A 15,877-nucleotide genomic window follows, 5' to 3' on the forward strand; every position below is an offset into this window, starting at 1 on the left:
CGAGACGGCGAAAAAGAAACGAAAGGAGACATCTGCATTGACGCCAACATGACGCGCAGAACATAACAACCGGGTGGGTCAGATCTCGGTGACAATGCCGGGTCAATTCTCAGTGGCAATCAACAGCGCGACCGAGCCTTCACCGCCTCGGGGCTCGGCGGATTCGCCTCCGGCTGGTTCACCTTCGGTACGCTGGACTGGACCAGCGGCGCAAACGCGGGGCGGCGCACTGAGGTGCTGGGCCATGACGTCACGGATGGCATCGCGGTGCTGGCGTTGCTTGAGGCGCCGGTGCGGTCCATCGCCGAGAGTGACACTTTCACCATCCGTGCGGGCTGCGACAAGCGCATGGAGACCTGTGGCGCTAAGTTCGCCAACACCGCCAACTTCCGGGGCTTCCCGCACATCCCCGGCCAGGACGCGGTGCTGCGCTATGCCACGAAGGATGGCGGGCACGAGGGTGGCGTGCTGTGACGCAATCTCTCGCATCGGCCGACCCGGCGCGCGTCATCGCCATCGCGCGGTCCTGGCTCGGCACGCCGTATCACGACCAGGCCAGCCTGCGCGGTGTCGGCTGCGATTGCCTCGGGCTCGCCCGGGGCATCTGGCGCGAGATCGTCGGCGCCGAGCCATTCCCGATCCCGCCCTACAGCCGCGACTGGGGCGAGACCGGCCCGCGCGAGGTGCTGGCCGAGGGCGCGCGGCGAATGCTGATTGAGGTGCTGCCCGCCGAGGCCGATCCCGGCGCGCTGGTCCTGTTCCGCATGAAGCCACGCGCCATCGCCAAGCATGTCGGGATCCTGACCGCGCCCGACAGCTTCCTCCACGCCTACGAGCGGCTCGGCGTGATCGAGGAGCCGCTCAATCCATCCTGGCGGCGGCGCATCGCCTTCGCTTTCCTGTTCCCGCAACGCTGAGACCCGACCATGGCCACCCTCGTTCTCGGTGCCGCAGGCGCCGCCATTGGCGGCAGCATCGGCGGCGCGATCCTCGGCGTCAGCGCCGCGACCATCGGCGGCTTCATCGGCTCCAGCATCGGCTCGGTCGTCGACAGCTGGATCATCTCCTCGCTCGCGCCCACCCAGCGCATCGAGGGCGCGCGGCTCGACACGCTGCGCATCACCTCGGCCACCGAGGGCGCGGTCATCCCGCGGCTCTATGGCCGGATGCGGATGGGCGGCAATATCATCTGGGCGACGGATTTCCGCGAGGAGACGAAGACCACCACGCAGGGCGGCGGCAAGGGCGGCGGGGGCGGCAAGGTCAAGACCACCGAGTATCTGTACTATGCCAGCTTCGCCGTCGCGCTTTGCGAAGGCCCGATCACCGGCATCGGCCGCATCTGGGCCGACGGCAAGCCGATGGACCTCTCCGGCGTCACCTGGCGCTGGTATCCCGGCGACGAGACGCAAACGCAGGACCCGTTCATCGCCGCGAAGATGGGCGCGGCCAGCACGCCCGCCTATCGCGGCACGGCCTATGTGGTCTTCGAGGAACTGGCGCTCTCGACCTATGGCAACCGCCTGCCGCAGCTCTCGTTCGAGGTCTTCCGCCCGCTGGCCGACCCCGATACCGCCGAGGGGCTGACCCGCGCCGTCACCATGATCCCGGCCTCGGGCGAGTTCACCTATGCCACGCAAGTCATCCGCAAGACCGATGGCGGCGCGCAGATCCCTGAGAACCTGAACGCGCTGGCCGACTCCACCGACATGGTGGAGGCGCTGGACCGGCTGCAGGCGATGGCGCCTGCGGTCGAGAGCGTCAGCCTCGTCGTCGCATGGTTCGGCGACGACCTGCGCGCGGGCTCCTGCAAGGTGCGGCCGGGCGTCGAGGTGTCGGCCAAGTCGACCACGCCCGCCAGCTGGTCGGTGAACGGTGTCAGCCGCGCCAATGCCTTCCTCGTCAGCCGCGACGACCAGGACCGCCCGGTCTATGGCGGCACGCCGTCCGACTTCGCGGTGGTGCAGGCGATCCAGGAGATGAAGGCGCGCGGGCTGCGCGTCACCTTCTATCCCTTCATCCTGATCGACGTGCCGCCCGGCAACACGCTGCCGAACCCGTATTCCGACAACGCCGCCGAGATCGGTCAGCCCGCCTTCCCCTGGCGGGGGCGGATCACCTGTTCCCCGGCTGCGGGGTTCGCCGGGACCGTGGACAAGACCGCCACAGCCGCGAGCCAGGTCGCGGCGCTCTTCGGCGCGGCCACGTCCACGAGCTTCAGCGTCTCGGGCGAGACGGTTTCGTGGACCGGCACGCCCGGCGACTGGGGCCTGCGGCGCATGGTGCTGCACTACGCCCATCTCTGTGCGGCGGCGGGCGGGGTGGACGCCTTCCTCGTCGGCACCGAGATGCCGGGGCTGACGACGATCCGCTCGGGCGCCAGCACCTATCCGGCGGTGCAGGCCTACCGGGACCTGCTCGCGGATGTCCGCTCAATCCTCGGGTCTGGGACGAAGATCGGCTATGCCGCCGACTGGTCGGAATACTTCGGGCACCAGCCGGGCGACGGTTCGGGCGACGTGTACTTCCATCTCGACCCGCTCTGGGCCGATCCGGAGATCGATTTCATCGGGATCGACAACTACATGCCGCTGTCGGACTGGCGCGACGGCTTCGAACATGCCGACGCGGCCGAGGGCTGGCCCGCGATCTACGACCGGGCCTACCTGCAGGGGAACATCGCGGGCGGCGAAGGTTTCGACTGGTTCTATGCTAGCGCGGCGGACCGCTCCGCGCAGGTCCGCACGCCGATCACGGATGGCGCGGCGGCCAAGCCGTGGGTGTTCCGCTACAAGGACCTGCGCGCCTGGTGGACGAACGCGCACTACGACCGTCCCGGAGGCGTCGAGAGCGGCACGCCGACGGCGTGGGCGCCGCAGTCGAAGCCGATCTGGTTCACCGAGCTTGGCTGTCCCGCCATAGACCGGGGCACCAACCAGCCCAACGTCTTCTTCGACCCGAAGTCGTCCGAGAGCTTCACGCCGCATTTCTCGCGGGGCTGGCGCGACGACGCCATCCAGCGGGCCTATCTCGAGGCGACGTATCTCTGGTGGAGTACCCCGACAAACAACCCCGTTTCGTCCGTCTATGGCGGCCGGATGGTGCACGTGCCCGAATGCGCCGCCTGGACCTGGGACGCGCGGCCCTATCCCTTCTTCCCGGCGCTGACCGACGTCTGGACGGACGGCGCGAACTGGCGGCTCGGCCACTGGCTGACGGGGCGGCTCGGGGCGGTTTCGGTGGCCGCACTGGTCCGCCATCTCTGCCTGCGTGCGGGGTTGCCCGAGTCCCGGATCGACGTCACCGGCCTCTGGGGCGCGGTCGAGGGCTACGCCATCACGGCGCTCGAAAGCCCGCGGGCTTCGATCACAACGCTGTCGCGGCATTTCGGCTTCGACGCGGTCGAGACCGAGGGAGTGATCCGCTTCGTGATGCGCGGCCGGGCCTCCGTCGTCACCCTTGCGCCCGACGATCTGGTGTCCACCCGCGAAGGCGACGTGCTGGAACTGACGCGCGGCCAGGAGACAGAACTGCCGCAGGCGCTGAAATGGCAGATTGCCCGTGCCGACGAGGATTACGACGCGGCCCTCGTCGAGGCGCGGCGCATCACGGTCGACACGACCCGGATCGCATCGGAGTCCTTCCCGATGGCCGTGCCACCCGAGGAGGCCGAGCGGCGCTGCCGCCGCGCGTTGATGGAGGCGTGGGTGGGGCGCGAGACGGCGGCGTTCCGACTGCCGCCCTCGCGCCTCGCGCTGGATCCGGCCGACGCGATCCAGCTCGCGCATGACGGGCGGCTGGTCGATCTGCGGCTCGTCTCCATCGCCGACGCGGAGGCGCGCGGCATCGAGGCGGTCCGCCGGGATCGCGCGACCTACGACCTGCCGCCCGGCGATCCCCGCGCAGCCTCGCTGACGCGCGCCGTGGTCTTCGGCGCGCCGGATGCGGTGCTGATGGACCTGCCACAGCTGACCGAGGACCAGCCCGCGCACCGGCCGCTGGTCGCGGCGCACGCGGTTCCCTGGCCGGGTGAGATGGCGGTGTTCCGCAGCCCCTCGACCGATGGGTTCGACTTGTTGACCACGTTCGGCAGTCGCGCCCGGATCGGGGCTCTGGTCTCCGACTTCTTCGCGGGGCCCACCTCGCGCTTCGATATCGGCAATGCGCTGGTGGTCGATCTGCTGACCGGCACGCTGGAGAGCGTCACCGACCTGACCCTGTTCGGCGGGGCGAACGCGCTCGCCATCGAGAGCGCGCCAGGCGTCTGGGAGATCGTGCAGGCAGGCGCGGCGGAACTGCTGGCGCCGGGCCGGTATCGCCTGACCCGGCTGTTGCGCGGCCAGCGTGGCACGGAAGGGGCCATGGGCAATCCCGCGCCCGCCGGCGCGCGCGTGGTGGTGCTCGACGACAGCCTCGCCTCGCTGCCCATCGCCGAGGCGGACGTTGGCATCCCGTGGAACTGGCGCATCGGCCCGGCCAGCCGCCCGGTCAGCGACGAGACCTATTTGGCGCAGGCCTTCACGCCTGCGGGCGTCGGGCTGAGGCCGTTCTCCGTCGCCCAGCTCGAGCAGCCGTGGCGCAAGCCGCGTGCGCCCGGGGATCTCACCATCCGCTGGACGCGCCGGTCCCGCGCTCTTTCCGCCGACAGCTGGGGCGGGCTCGAGGTGCCACTTGCCGAGGAGCTCGAAGCCTACGAGGTCGAGATTCTCGACGGCGCCACAGTGAAGCGGGTGCTGAGCACCGCCACCACCAGCGCGGTCTACACCGCCGCAGACCAGACCGCCGACTGGGGCACGCTTCTCGGCCCCGGCGACATGCTCGACATCCGCATCTTCCAGCTCTCCGCCCTCGTCGGGCGGGGCGCTCCCAAGACCGTCACGCTGATACTCTGAGGGCCATTCCATGTCCGACGCCACCACCCATCTCCTGCTGCCCTACATCCTAGCGGCGCAGGCCCAGAAGCACGTCACCCACAACGAGGCGCTGCGGATCCTCGACGGTCTCGTCCAGCTCTCGGTGCTCGACAGAGATCTGACCGCGCCGCCCGCCGGCCCCACCGATGGCGACCGCTACATCGTCGGCTCGGGCGCCACTGGCGATTGGGCGGGCTGGGACCTGAATGTCGCGCTCTGGACCGATGGCGCCTGGCTCCGCCTGCCGCCGCGCGCCGGCTGGCGGGCTTGGGTCGAGGACGAGGGCTTGCTGCTGGTCTACGATGGTGCAGGCTGGATCGGAACCACCCCGGACGTGTTGCAGAACATGGCGCTGCTCGGGCTCGGCACCACAGCCGACACATCGAACCCGTTCTCGGCCAAGCTCAACGCCGCGCTCTGGACGGCGAAGACCGTCGCCGAGGGCGGCACCGGCGATCTGTTCTATACCATGAACAAGGAGGCGGCCGGCGACGATCTCGGTCTGAGCCTCCAGACCGGCTTCGTGACCAAGGCGCTGGTTGGCCTGTTCGGCTCGGACAGGTTCCGGCTGGCAGTCTCCGCCGACGGCAGCACCTTCTTCGATGGGCTCAGCGTCGACAACGCTACCGGCATCGTCGACCAGCCCCGGCTCCCGCGCTTCAAGGCGTACACGAACTACGACAACTACGTCGGCGTCGGAACCTGGACGAAGATCGGCCTGAACAACACCGACACCAACGATCAGGGCGCGTTCGACGCCGCGAACAACCACTTTGTCGCCCCCGTGGACGGCACATACCTCTTCGGCGCGACGCTGCTCTACAAGATCAATGCCAGCGCGACGGCCCGCATGCGCGGGCGGCTCGTGCTGAACGCGACGACCGAAATCCGCGGCTCCCTCGGCGAAATCTCCGCCACCCACGTCTCGCTCGCCACCGCGATCTGGCTGCAGACCATGGTACCGCTCACCGCGGGCGATACCGTGGAGCTGCAGGGATATTTCCGGGTCGCGGACGGCTACTTCGCCGCCGACCACACGTCATTCTGGGGCTGCAAGATCGGCTGAGCGGCGGAAGGAGGATCCGATGAACCCACCCAGATCCGAGGGCTTCGTGCGCATGCCCGACGCCGAGTTCGAGGCAATCCTGACCCGGGCGGCGGAAGGCGCGAAGCGCGCGCTCGCCGATGTCGGCCTCGACGGCGACGAGGCCGCGCTCGACATCCGCGATCTGCGCTCGCTCGTCGACTGCATTCGCCTGGTGCGCCGCACCGCCATGCAGACCGCCGTCCGCATGATCACCACCGGCGTCATGCTGGCGCTGCTCGCCGGCATCGCAATCAAGCTCAAGATCTTCGGCGGAAGTCCTTAGCCGCGCCGCATCCCCATTCATCAGCCCGCAATGACCCGCCCTCGTGGCGGGGTGAGCCGTGGTCTGCCTGTCAGGCAGACGGGAAGGTCCAGTGGACCTTCCCGAGCGGCGAACGCACCGAGCCCTACGAGGGGCCGGAAACTCGTTCTCGGAGGACCCCCCATGACGACGACCTTCCACCGCCATTGGCGCGACGTACCCGAGAGCGGCTGGCGCTGGCCCAACTTCGCGCCCGCCGAGATCGCCTGCCGGGGCACCGGCAAGTTGCTGATCAACGAACCGGCGCTCGACAAGCTGCAGGCGCTCCGAGACCGGCTGGGCAAGCCGCTGATCGTCCGCTCGGCCTATCGCAGCCCCGAGCACAACCGCGCCGTCGGTGGCGCTACGAGGTCGAAGCATCTGGACGGCGCCGCCTTCGATATCGCCATGGCGAACCACGACCCCGCGGCCTTCGAGGCGGCGGCGCGGAAGGTCGGGTTCCTCGGCTTCGGCTTCTACCCGCGCTCGGGGTTCATCCATGTCGACCTCGGCCCGGCGCGTCAGTGGGGCGAGCGCTTCCCGGTCCGGGAGACGGCTTTCGCGGCTGAAACCCCACCTGCGCGCGAAGTACTGGCCGACAGCCGCACCATGAGGGGCGGCGGGGCTGCCGGAGCGGCGACGCTGGGCGCAGCCGGGGTCGAGGTGGCGCAGAGCGTCCTGACCGAGACCCAGAGCGCCATCCTGCCGCTCGTGCCGTATCTGGACACGTTGCGCTGGGTGTTCATCGCCGTGGCTCTCGGCGGGATCGCGGTCACGATCTACGCTCGGCTCGATGACTGGAAGCGGGGGCGGCGGTGATCCGCGGGCTCCTCACCGGGATCGCCACGAGCCCATGGATGCGGGCGGCCCTGCTCCTGTTCCTGCTTTCGCTTCGGCGCTCCGGGGAGCGAGCGGGACGCCTCGCCGAACGCCTCGAAACATCGGAGAAGAACAATGACGTACAACGCCGAATGCTGGAGGCTGCCGTGCGCCGTCCTCGTTCTCGCGACGATCTGGCTGAGCGGCTGCGCGACGGTCGGTTCTGACCGTAGCGGGCCAGGGGCGTGTCCGCCGGTCGTCGAGTACAGCAGCGAGTTTCAGGTGCGGGCGGCAGAGGAGTTGGCCCTGCTGCCGGAAGGATCGGCAGTCGTTGGCATGCTCGTGGACTATGCCGTGATGCGGGAGCAGGTGCGAATCATCTTCTCGTCCTGCTAAGGCTGCGCTCGTGAAGCTGTGATCCGTCTGGATTACAGAGCCAGACGCACCGCTTGGCGGAGTTCCGGGTGCAAGATCCAGTTACCCGTATCTTCCTCGCTCGCCGTTATCCCTCTGAAACCGAGGAGCGCGGTGCCTTCCGGGGTGCCCGGAGCGTCGTCAGCCTGAGAGCCAGCGGAAAGGTATTCGGCGATCAGCAAGCCTGTCGCCGCGAAGGATTTGTTTGCGGAAGCCTCGGACTTGTAGCCCGCCGCGTAGGCTATACGCGCGTCCGTCAGGCCGTCCTCGTCAGCCAGAGACAAGGCTGTCAGCATGGCGCGTTGCGGGCCGGACAGGGTGATTTGACGGACCGCTTCGACATATTCCTCGACGCTGGGAACATCGACGCCGTTTTGCAGATCCCTGCGCCGTTCTGCCGTCCTTCGATCTTCCCGCGCGTCGATGACCTCGTGAAGCGCTGAAATCGCGGCCTCTTCCGTCGCGCCGGTCGCCTCGGCGATCATGCCGCGCGCCGTCGTTGGTGGCTTCGGAAACGCTCGGGCGACGAATGTCCCCGCGAGCCAGCCCGACTTGATCTGGTAGCGGCTGTGTTCGCCAAGAAGGATGGCGGTCGCTTCCTTCGGCTTCTCTGCGGACTTCCTGGCCTTGGACACCTTCTTGAACGGGTCCTGGGCGGCATCGGCTCGTTTGCTTGCAACATGGGTCGACATGCTTTGACTCCTTGGGTTGGATGGGCGGAAACGAGATTTCGGTGCCCCGAAGCCACATCAGACGGTGCGCGGATCGCGTCTCTGTCGGCCGAAAGGGGATGAGGATCGAGCCTTCGGGCGAGACGGCTGTGCGGCCGGCCGCTGCCGACATGCTGGTCTAGAGGATCAGCCACACGACCGGAAAACACCCGGTTTGGCGGCATCCACCAAAGCTTAGACAATGCGGCGTACCACGCGCCGGGTTTGAAAAGCATACCCGAGACCGGGGCGGCGCAGGCTGCAAGACAGGCTGTGAAGACCAGCCAACCCATTCCCGCGGTTCCCGTCGAGGGAGCCGACGGATCTCGTGCTTGCACGACCCTGACCGCGTTCGGTCCGGCGTACAGTCGGGCCATGGGCGCAGAATGCGCCCATGGCCCTAGATTGATCACGCCAGCGCGAGATTGGTCGCGCTTTCGCGGCCATCGCGGCCGGTTTCGACCTCGAACGTCACCTTCTGGGCGTCCGAAAGGCCGGTCAGGCCGGCGCGTTCGACGGCGGAGATGTGGACGAAGACGTCCTTGCCGCCCGTCTCGGTCTCGATGAAGCCGAAGCCTTTTTGGGTATTGAAAAACTTCACGGTGCCATTGGCCATGTCCGTGGTCTCCTGTTCATACGCTGCCCACAGGATGCGGCAGCCCGGCAAAGTCAGACTGAGAGATCAACTGAAGCCGGATGAACGGAAGCAGGAGGTCGCAGAGAAAAACGCTCGCCCGACCGACATGCGCCTTACCAACGCGATTTACAAGGATTGTCTTTCGACGTCGCGAAACTGCTTCATAGGTGATGACCGCTGATGGGGCGGCATTGAAAAGCCATCGACGGCCTCCCATGTTTAACTTGCGTTATCGCTCTGCCGCGTGAGCAGGCGGGTTCACTTCCGCCCCCGGCCGTGACGCACCGTTTTCCCACATCACGAAGGGGGGACGCCGCTCAAGGCGGCTCCGGGCACAATTCGGTGCCGGAGTGTTCGCACCGAGTGCACCCCGAACCGACCGGGCACGTTTGCGCGCGTCGGTCACGCCGGCCATGAGGCCCGGCAAAGGATTGACATGACTTTCAACGAACTTGGGCTCAATGCCCGCATGGTCTCGCGGCTCGATGCCGTGGGGCTGACGAAGCCGACCCCGATCCAGGAACAGGCGATCCCGCAGGCGCTGCAAGGCCGCGACATTCTAGGCATCGCCCAGACCGGGACCGGCAAGACAGCCGCCTTTGGTATTCCGCTGGTCGTGGCACTGTCGAAAACGCCCGAACGGCCAGCGCCGCGATCGGCCCGTGGCTTGGTTCTCGCACCGACCCGGGAACTCGCGGGCCAGATCGTCCAGAGCCTTCAGGGGCTGACGAAGGATCTGCGCATCACCCTCGTCGTCGGCGGCAAGTCGATCAATGCGCAAGCCGAGAAGCTCGCCCGCGGCACCGACATCCTTGTGGCTACGCCGGGTCGGCTGATTGACCTGATGGATCGCAGGTCCATCGACCTCGGACAGACACGCTTCCTCGTTCTCGACGAGGCCGACCAGATGCTGGACATCGGCTTCATCCATGCGCTGCGCCGGATCGCGCCGATGCTGAGCACGGACCGGCAGACCATGATGTTCTCCGCCACGATGCCGCAGGCGATGGCAGAGCTGTCCTGCCAGTACTTGGACAAACCGATCCGCATCGAGGTGTCGCCCCCGGGTAAGGTCGCGGACAAGGTCACCCATTCGGTGCATTTTGTCCCCAAGGACCAGAAGCAGGATCTGCTGATCGAATTGCTGGACGGGCACCGCGACGACCGGGCCCTTGTCTTCTCGCGTACCAAGCATGGTGCAGAGCGGTTGATGAAGCATCTGGATCGCGCCGGATTCGCGGCGACGTCGATCCACGGCAACAAGAGCCAGGGACAACGGGACCGGGCCATCGCCGCGTTCAAGGCGGGATCGGTGCGGGTGCTCGTGGCGACGGACGTCGCGGCCCGCGGGATCGACATCCCCGGCGTGGGGCATGTCTACAACTACGACCTGCCCAATGTGCCCGAAAACTACGTGCACCGGATCGGGCGGACGGCCCGTGCCGGCCACAGCGGGCGCGCGATTGCGTTCTGCGCTTCCGATGAAGTGGCCGAGCTCAAGGCCATCGAAAGGGTGCTTGGCACCCTTGTCGAGATCGCCGGCGGCCGTCCCTGGGATGCGGTGACCGGCGCGTCGCAGAAGAAAAAGCGGACGCGTCCGCGTTCGGCCGGCCGCTCGGATCGAATGGCTGCGTGAGGTCGGGCCAGGGGCATTGCGAGACATACGACAGAGACGGCGCTGTACCGGCAGCTGACTGCGACCCGGACAAGCTTTCACAGCGAGGCGGCGCTTTCTCCGCAGGAGGATACTTCAATGACCACTCCCGAATGGCTCAAACCCGGCATCTATGGGGCCGTGATCGGTGCCGCGGTCGTTGGTATCGGCGGCTTCACCTGGGGCGGCTGGGTGACGGGCGGAACCGCGCATGACAGGGCGATGGCGATGTCCCATGACGACGTCGTCGCAGCCATGGTGCCGGTCTGCCTCGACTTGGCGCAGGCCGATCCGGACCGCGCAGCGAAGCTTGCGGTTATCCGCGACACCCAGACCTACCAGCGCCGAAATGCGCTCATGGAGGCGGGCTGGGCGACTGTGCCCGGCGCCGAGGCACCGGACCGCGACATCGCGCAGGCCTGTCTGGCCTCGCTTGACGTCGACGCGTCGCCGGAGCCCCCGGAAGCTGCGGCGGACGAGGGATGAGCGGTTTCATCGCCACTGTCGGATCACGGATCCCGACGCCGGGCCTTGGTGGGGCAGTGATCGTTGCGGCCAGCATGATCGCCTTCCTGGCGTTTCCGGTCCTTGCGCAAGACGGCACCGGATCGATGCCCGAGAATGCGGAGGCACGAGATTATGGCGGCGGTTGGAATTGCGCGCTCGGATACCGGGTGGCCGGCGAGGAGTGTGTCGCCATCGACATCCCGGAGAATGCTTATGCAACCGGCCGGTCCTACGGTTCGGGCTGGGCGTGCCGGCGCGGGTACGAGGAAGTGGGAGGGACCTCCTGCGCAGCGATCCCGGTGCCCGACAATGCGTTCCTGCGATCCTCCGGCTATGACTGGCAGTGCGATCGCGGGTACCGGCAAGATCGCGAGGCCTGCGTTCAAATCGTCCTGCCTGACAACGCCTATCTCACCGACGACACCTCAGGCTCCGGATGGACCTGCGAACGCGGTTTCACGGCCAGTTCCAGCGCCTGCGTTCCGATTGCAATCCCCGAGAACGGCTATCTCACCAATGCGGACTACGGTGACGAATGGGCCTGCGAAAGGGGCTTCTTTGAAATCGATGGCCGCTGCGATCCCGTAGCGATTCCGGCGAACGCCTTTCTGGACCCGGCATCCTACGGCCCGGGATGGCGCTGTGAGCGGGGATTTGAGACCGTCGACACCGCCTGTGTCGCGATCGACCTACCGGCAAACGCGCATCTCGATCGATCCGGAAACACATGGCGCTGCGATCGCGGCTTTCAACTTGCAGATGGGGAGTGCGTTCTTGGACGATAAAGCGCCCCGATCAGATCACGGCGACGCCCCCGGCATCCGGATGCGGATCGGGTGCCGTCTGAAATACCGGCTGACCCAACCGACACCCATCATCGCGGTGCTGAACGTGCACTACTCGCGCTTCGGCGACCTGGAGCGCGCCGATTATCTGGTGACCTCGCCCAGTGTGCCGCTGGAAAGCTATCGCGACGGGTTCGGAAACTGGTGCACGCGGATGGTGGCGCCGGCCGGCGTCTTCACGTTGTCCACCGACGGAATCTTCCGGGATAGCGGATTGGCCGATCCTGTCGCTCCGGATGCGGCACAGCTGGCCGTGCAGGATCTTCCCGCCGAGACGCTCGTCTATCTTCTTGGCAGCCGCTATTGCGACACAGACATCTTGTCCGAGGAAGCGTGGCGCTTGTTCGAGAGCACTCCGCCAGGCTGGTCGAGGGTGCAGGCGATCTGCGACTTTGTGCACACAACCGTCTCGTTCGACTACATGCAGGCTGACGCGACGCGCACGGCCTCTCAATCGCTGGCCGGGCGGAAGGGGGTTTGCCGTGATTTTGCGCATCTGGCGATCGCGTTGTGCCGTTGCATGAATATCCCGGCCCGCTATTGCACCGGGTATCTGAGCGAGTTCGGCGAACCCGAGCCCCACGCCCCGGACGACTTCGCGGCCTGGATGGAGGTCTTTCTCGATGGCCGTTGGTGGGTGTTCGATCCGCGCAACAACTCGAGACGCATGGGACGGATCCTGATCGCCCGCGGCCGGGATGCTGCGGATGTGCCGCTGACCCAGACTTTCGGGCCGAGTACCCTGACGCAGTTCGACGTCTGGACGTGGGACGCAAGACATGACCCAGCCGGGACGGCGCCTGTGTCTCGGAATTGAACCGGTAGCGTCCCATCGCAGGACGGAAGTGTTCGTTCGTCGTCGGCTCGCGAGGCCGGCCGCTCTGCCGGTGTTCCCGTCATGGCATCCCAAGTCACCATCCTGGAGAACCGAGATGACCAATTCGATCAAGACGACCGCCGTATTCCTGCGACCGTTCCAGCTTCCGAGCTTCAACGAGACCCTTCCGCCGGGAGAATACGAGATCGAGACCCAGCTGCTGGAACCTGTGGACTGGATCGAACCGGGCACATGGACGTCGTCCGTGCTCGTCCGGCTGCATCCGCGCGCCTCGCATCCCGGACTTAGCCGAACGCTCACCGTACCGCTCGCCGAACTGGAGCACGCGGTTGCCAAGGATAAGCTGACCGGCAAGGCGCTGACGGATTTCTTCCTCGAGGAGATGCTGGCCGATCCGATGACCCGCCTTGTCATGCAGGCCGACGGCGTGGCCGAACAGGACCTTCGCGCCCTCTACTCTCCCCAGTCCGACCAAAGGCAGGCAGAGCAAGACCACCCGTCCAAGACGGGAGAGCCCCGCCGCGGGATAATTACGGATGTTTCCGGCCCACGGTCCGGAAGCGCGCGCCCGGGCATCGGAGAATGACAGCCGTGTCGGGCGGATCGTTCGCCGTCCGCCGTTGGATTGGCGGGATTCCGAAATGACCGATGACCCGATCAATCTCGACGGCCGCAGGTCCGTTGCCGGACAGCGTGCGTCGGAAATGCGACGGCGCCCTGCGAACGGCCAGCCACCACTTGCACTCTCGCAGCAACCTCACCTCGAAAGCCTCGAAGATCAGATGCTCGCGGAGCCGGCGTGGACATGGGCCGAAGTCCTGAAAAAATGGCGGTTCCTTCTCGACCGTTACGCGATGACGCCCGAGGCTGGCGATGAACGCATTCAGAAACTCATCAAGCGCGCGCTTGGCGACATGGAACGATTGAAAAAGCGCGAGGAGCGGAAATGACGATCAAGTCTGCGGAGATCGATTTCGGGTCAATCAAGGCAGCGGCCGACGTTGCTGCCGCGCGGGCCTGCCTGAGATGCAGGTCAACCTTCTGGAGCGAGGGATTCGGTGAACGGATATGTTCCCGTTGCAAGGGATCGGCCGTCTGGCGCTCGGCAATTCACGAGGGCAGCGGACAGGGTCGGCGGCGCTCGGGCGGTCGATCGTCATAGGTCCGACTGATGCCATCCGTCACGATTACTCACACGACACAGTATCAATATGGAGCTGAGGTCCCTCTCGGACCGCACCGGCTGATGCTCCGTCCACGGGAGACCCGGGATCTCATCCTGACGTCCTTCGAACTCGAGATCAGCCCGGAAGCTCGCATCGATTGGTCTCACGACGTTGCAGGCAATGCGGTTGCGACGGCACAGTTCGACACCAACACCACGATGCTATCGATCCGGTCGTGCGCACATGTGGAACTGCGCGCTCCAACCTGGCCGGTCTTCCCGATAGCCGCCGCCGCGGCCTCGTACCCTTTCGTTTATTCACCGGACGATTGGACCGATCTCGGCGCCCTGGCCATGCCACAATATGCGGACGAAACCGGCCGGCTGTCGCGGTGGGTCGAGAGCTTTGTCATGGCACGGCCAACGGATACGCTTTCGCTGCTGAAAGATATCGGCAATGGCATCACGGCCCAGATTTCCTACCAGAGCCGGGAGACGGAGGGCACGCAGGGACCGCTGGAGACGCTCGACAGGGGATGGGGATCCTGCCGGGACTTCGCCGTGCTGTTTGCCGAGGCGACCCGGACGCTTGGCTTCGGGGCTAGGCTCGTATCGGGATACCTGTTCAATCCCGCCGGAGATCAGATCGGATCGATGGACGCCGGTTCCACACACGCATGGGTCGAGGTCTTCGTTCCCGGAGCGGGCTGGATCCCCTTCGATCCGACCAACAGGTCGGTCGGATCCAGTAATCTCATACCCGTGGCCGTAGCGAGAAGGATCCAGCAGGTTGCTCCGGTGTCCGGCAGTTTCCACGGTAGACCCACCGATCTGCTTTCAATGGATGTCACAGTGGATGTCCGAGAGATCTGAATAGGCGGGAGCTCGCACGCTCCTCTATCCGGGCGGGACGGCCTTGGAACTGCTGCCAAAGGTCATGGTCGTGGAGCCTGACGTCCGAACGACAAGAACGCGCGATGAAGTTTGGGCGTGCCGGAGTGACCCGGCCTCCGACACGCCCCGAATTGAACGCAGCCGCAGGCGCGGCCGCGCGGCCGGCGAAACCTCGAGCCGGCCTGGTGGGCCCCGAGCGGGTTCGCCGCCATCCCCACCGCCGCGCTCGATCCGGCCCACAGTCCGGCGTCTCCCGCGGTCCCCGCGCTTTTCGGGTCCGGGTCCCCATCGTATGCCAACGGTCCGCTACTCGGCGTCAGCGGCCTCGGCCGGCGTGATTTGGGTGATGGTCTGGAACTCACCGAGGAACTCGGGATGGTTCTGCGCCAGATAGCGCACGATCCGCGCGTTCCCGAGCAGCTTGCCGACGTAGCCCTTGATCACGGTGAGATGCAGGTGGTCCTGACCGTAGGTGTCCTGGATCGAAGCTATGCCCTCCTGCAAACGGGCGAGTTCCTGTTCCATGCGCGCCATCGCCTCAGGTGTGATGCCCTTGACCTTCTTCGGCTTGGAGGACTCAACGAGTTGCGCCTGCGGCGTTCCCGCGAGGATCGCGTTCACATAGGCGACCGAATAGTTGTTCGCGTTGACCAGCAGTTCGGCCGCCTCGATCTGGCGCATGGTCTTCATCTTGCGCAGCGCGTCGAACACCGCATTTGTGCAAGGCTTGTCCTTTAGGATCGCAATGGCTTCCTCGCAGATGCCGTCCAACAGGCGCGCCTTGCGCCGGATGCTGCTCATGTTGAGATCGAGCGCGAGGGCGATCTTCTCCTCTGGCACGCCGCGCTCGATCGCCTTGCGGATCATCCTGTGCTCCTGGATCGGTGCCAGGCGGCTGACCTGGCGGTTGTAGGTGAAGGCCTCGTCGTCGGTGGAGACCAGGCATTCGACCTCCTGAGCGCCTGCGTTGTTGATTGCCACTGAGAATTGACCCGGCATTGTCACCGAGATCTGACCCACCCGGTTGTTATGTTCTGCGCGTCATGTTGGCGTCAATGCAGATGTCTCCTTTCGTTTCTTTTTCGCCGTCTCG

At 66.3% G+C, this 15,877-nt stretch carries 17 protein-coding genes; 14 read left to right on the forward strand and 3 right to left on the reverse strand.

The window, feature by feature from the left end; translation table 11 throughout:
- Window positions 1-105 precede the first annotated feature (105 nt).
- From KNW02_RS18640 to KNW02_RS18670, 7 genes are all read left to right on the forward strand, one after another.
- Window positions 106-474, forward strand: coding sequence for a phage BR0599 family protein (locus KNW02_RS18640; RefSeq protein WP_431356773.1), 369 nt, complete (start codon window positions 106-108; stop codon window positions 472-474).
- Complete coding sequence (locus tag KNW02_RS18645; protein ID WP_216034713.1) at window positions 471-917, forward strand: NlpC/P60 family protein; 447 nt, start codon at window positions 471-473, stop codon at window positions 915-917. The genes KNW02_RS18640 and KNW02_RS18645 overlap by 4 nt, the downstream gene beginning before the upstream one ends.
- A gap of 9 nt (window positions 918-926) precedes the next feature.
- A complete protein-coding gene (locus tag KNW02_RS18650; protein WP_216034714.1) occupies window positions 927-4,892 on the forward strand; it encodes a baseplate multidomain protein megatron in 3,966 nt (1,321 codons plus the stop codon).
- A 10-nt stretch (window positions 4,893-4,902) separates the two neighbouring features.
- Complete coding sequence (locus KNW02_RS18655; protein WP_216034715.1) at window positions 4,903-5,979, forward strand: DUF2793 domain-containing protein; 1,077 nt, start codon at window positions 4,903-4,905, stop codon at window positions 5,977-5,979.
- Between the two features lie 19 nt (window positions 5,980-5,998).
- The gene (locus KNW02_RS18660; protein ID WP_252734091.1) at window positions 5,999-6,283 is read left to right on the forward strand and encodes a DUF6127 family protein; all 285 of its coding nucleotides are present in this window, start codon (window positions 5,999-6,001) and stop codon (window positions 6,281-6,283) included.
- A gap of 162 nt (window positions 6,284-6,445) precedes the next feature.
- Window positions 6,446-7,120 (forward strand): YcbK family protein, encoded by a 675-nt coding sequence (locus KNW02_RS18665; RefSeq protein WP_216034716.1) that lies wholly within the window; start codon window positions 6,446-6,448, stop codon window positions 7,118-7,120.
- 135 nt (window positions 7,121-7,255) lie between these two features.
- Entirely contained in the window at window positions 7,256-7,516 is a 261-nt protein-coding gene (locus tag KNW02_RS18670; RefSeq protein ID WP_216034717.1) for a hypothetical protein, read from the forward strand.
- Window positions 7,517-7,548: 32 nt separating this feature from the next.
- On the opposite strand, the gene KNW02_RS18675 is transcribed toward KNW02_RS18670, so the two are convergent.
- Both KNW02_RS18675 and KNW02_RS18680 read right to left on the reverse strand, forming a co-directional pair.
- A complete protein-coding gene (locus tag KNW02_RS18675) occupies window positions 7,549-8,226 on the reverse strand; it encodes a hypothetical protein (RefSeq protein ID WP_216034718.1) in 678 nt (225 codons plus the stop codon).
- 427 nt (window positions 8,227-8,653) lie between these two features.
- The gene (locus tag KNW02_RS18680) at window positions 8,654-8,860 is read right to left on the reverse strand and encodes a cold-shock protein (RefSeq protein WP_216034719.1); all 207 of its coding nucleotides are present in this window, start codon (window positions 8,858-8,860) and stop codon (window positions 8,654-8,656) included.
- 457 nt (window positions 8,861-9,317) lie between these two features.
- On the opposite strand from KNW02_RS18680, the gene KNW02_RS18685 reads away from it, so the two are divergent.
- The 7 genes from KNW02_RS18685 to KNW02_RS18715 all read left to right on the forward strand — a co-directional run bounded on the left by KNW02_RS18685 (window position 9,318) and on the right by KNW02_RS18715 (window position 14,763).
- On the forward strand, window positions 9,318-10,517 hold the full coding sequence (locus tag KNW02_RS18685) for a DEAD/DEAH box helicase (protein WP_216034720.1): 1,200 nt from the start codon (window positions 9,318-9,320) through the stop codon (window positions 10,515-10,517).
- 117 nt (window positions 10,518-10,634) lie between these two features.
- The gene (locus KNW02_RS18690; RefSeq protein ID WP_216034721.1) at window positions 10,635-11,021 is read left to right on the forward strand and encodes a hypothetical protein; all 387 of its coding nucleotides are present in this window, start codon (window positions 10,635-10,637) and stop codon (window positions 11,019-11,021) included.
- Window positions 11,018-11,827, forward strand: coding sequence for a hypothetical protein (locus KNW02_RS18695; RefSeq protein ID WP_216034722.1), 810 nt, complete (start codon window positions 11,018-11,020; stop codon window positions 11,825-11,827). The genes KNW02_RS18690 and KNW02_RS18695 overlap by 4 nt, the downstream gene beginning before the upstream one ends.
- Before the next feature lie 34 nt (window positions 11,828-11,861).
- Complete coding sequence (locus KNW02_RS18700) at window positions 11,862-12,704, forward strand: transglutaminase-like domain-containing protein (protein ID WP_431356774.1); 843 nt, start codon at window positions 11,862-11,864, stop codon at window positions 12,702-12,704.
- A 115-nt stretch (window positions 12,705-12,819) separates the two neighbouring features.
- Window positions 12,820-13,311 (forward strand): hypothetical protein, encoded by a 492-nt coding sequence (locus KNW02_RS18705; RefSeq protein ID WP_216034723.1) that lies wholly within the window; start codon window positions 12,820-12,822, stop codon window positions 13,309-13,311.
- Between the two features lie 55 nt (window positions 13,312-13,366).
- A complete protein-coding gene (locus KNW02_RS18710) occupies window positions 13,367-13,675 on the forward strand; it encodes a hypothetical protein (RefSeq protein ID WP_216034724.1) in 309 nt (102 codons plus the stop codon).
- Window positions 13,676-13,896: 221 nt separating this feature from the next.
- Entirely contained in the window at window positions 13,897-14,763 is an 867-nt protein-coding gene (locus tag KNW02_RS18715) for a transglutaminase family protein (RefSeq protein WP_216034725.1), read from the forward strand.
- 327 nt (window positions 14,764-15,090) lie between these two features.
- Here the strand turns inward: KNW02_RS18715 and KNW02_RS18720 are convergent, their stop codons facing one another.
- Entirely contained in the window at window positions 15,091-15,765 is a 675-nt protein-coding gene (locus KNW02_RS18720) for a plasmid partitioning protein RepB C-terminal domain-containing protein (protein WP_348524786.1), read from the reverse strand.
- Window positions 15,766-15,877: the final 112 nt, after the last annotated feature.

This window comes from Paracoccus marinaquae (genome assembly GCF_018860165.1).
Classification (GTDB): Bacteria; Pseudomonadota; Alphaproteobacteria; order Rhodobacterales; family Rhodobacteraceae; genus Paracoccus; species Paracoccus marinaquae.

What these genes read in the sequence shown, in the direction of transcription:
- KNW02_RS18695 (WP_216034722.1), top strand. Translation starts at nt 11,018, where the DNA reads ATGAGCGGTTTCATCGCCACTGTCGGATCACGGATCCCGACGCCGGGC.
- KNW02_RS18705 (WP_216034723.1), top strand. Translation starts at nt 12,820, where the DNA reads ATGACCAATTCGATCAAGACGACCGCCGTATTCCTGCGACCGTTCCAG.
- KNW02_RS18675 (WP_216034718.1), bottom strand. Translation starts at nt 8,226, where the DNA reads ATGTCGACCCATGTTGCAAGCAAACGAGCCGATGCCGCCCAGGACCCG.
- KNW02_RS18660 (WP_252734091.1), top strand. Translation starts at nt 5,999, where the DNA reads ATGAACCCACCCAGATCCGAGGGCTTCGTGCGCATGCCCGACGCCGAG.
- KNW02_RS18715 (WP_216034725.1), top strand. Translation starts at nt 13,897, where the DNA reads ATGCCATCCGTCACGATTACTCACACGACACAGTATCAATATGGAGCT.
- KNW02_RS18710 (WP_216034724.1), top strand. Translation starts at nt 13,367, where the DNA reads ATGACCGATGACCCGATCAATCTCGACGGCCGCAGGTCCGTTGCCGGA.
- KNW02_RS18690 (WP_216034721.1), top strand. Translation starts at nt 10,635, where the DNA reads ATGACCACTCCCGAATGGCTCAAACCCGGCATCTATGGGGCCGTGATC.
- KNW02_RS18670 (WP_216034717.1), top strand. Translation starts at nt 7,256, where the DNA reads ATGACGTACAACGCCGAATGCTGGAGGCTGCCGTGCGCCGTCCTCGTT.
- KNW02_RS18680 (WP_216034719.1), bottom strand. Translation starts at nt 8,860, where the DNA reads ATGGCCAATGGCACCGTGAAGTTTTTCAATACCCAAAAAGGCTTCGGC.
- KNW02_RS18655 (WP_216034715.1), top strand. Translation starts at nt 4,903, where the DNA reads ATGTCCGACGCCACCACCCATCTCCTGCTGCCCTACATCCTAGCGGCG.
- KNW02_RS18665 (WP_216034716.1), top strand. Translation starts at nt 6,446, where the DNA reads ATGACGACGACCTTCCACCGCCATTGGCGCGACGTACCCGAGAGCGGC.
- KNW02_RS18685 (WP_216034720.1), top strand. Translation starts at nt 9,318, where the DNA reads ATGACTTTCAACGAACTTGGGCTCAATGCCCGCATGGTCTCGCGGCTC.
- KNW02_RS18650 (WP_216034714.1), top strand. Translation starts at nt 927, where the DNA reads ATGGCCACCCTCGTTCTCGGTGCCGCAGGCGCCGCCATTGGCGGCAGC.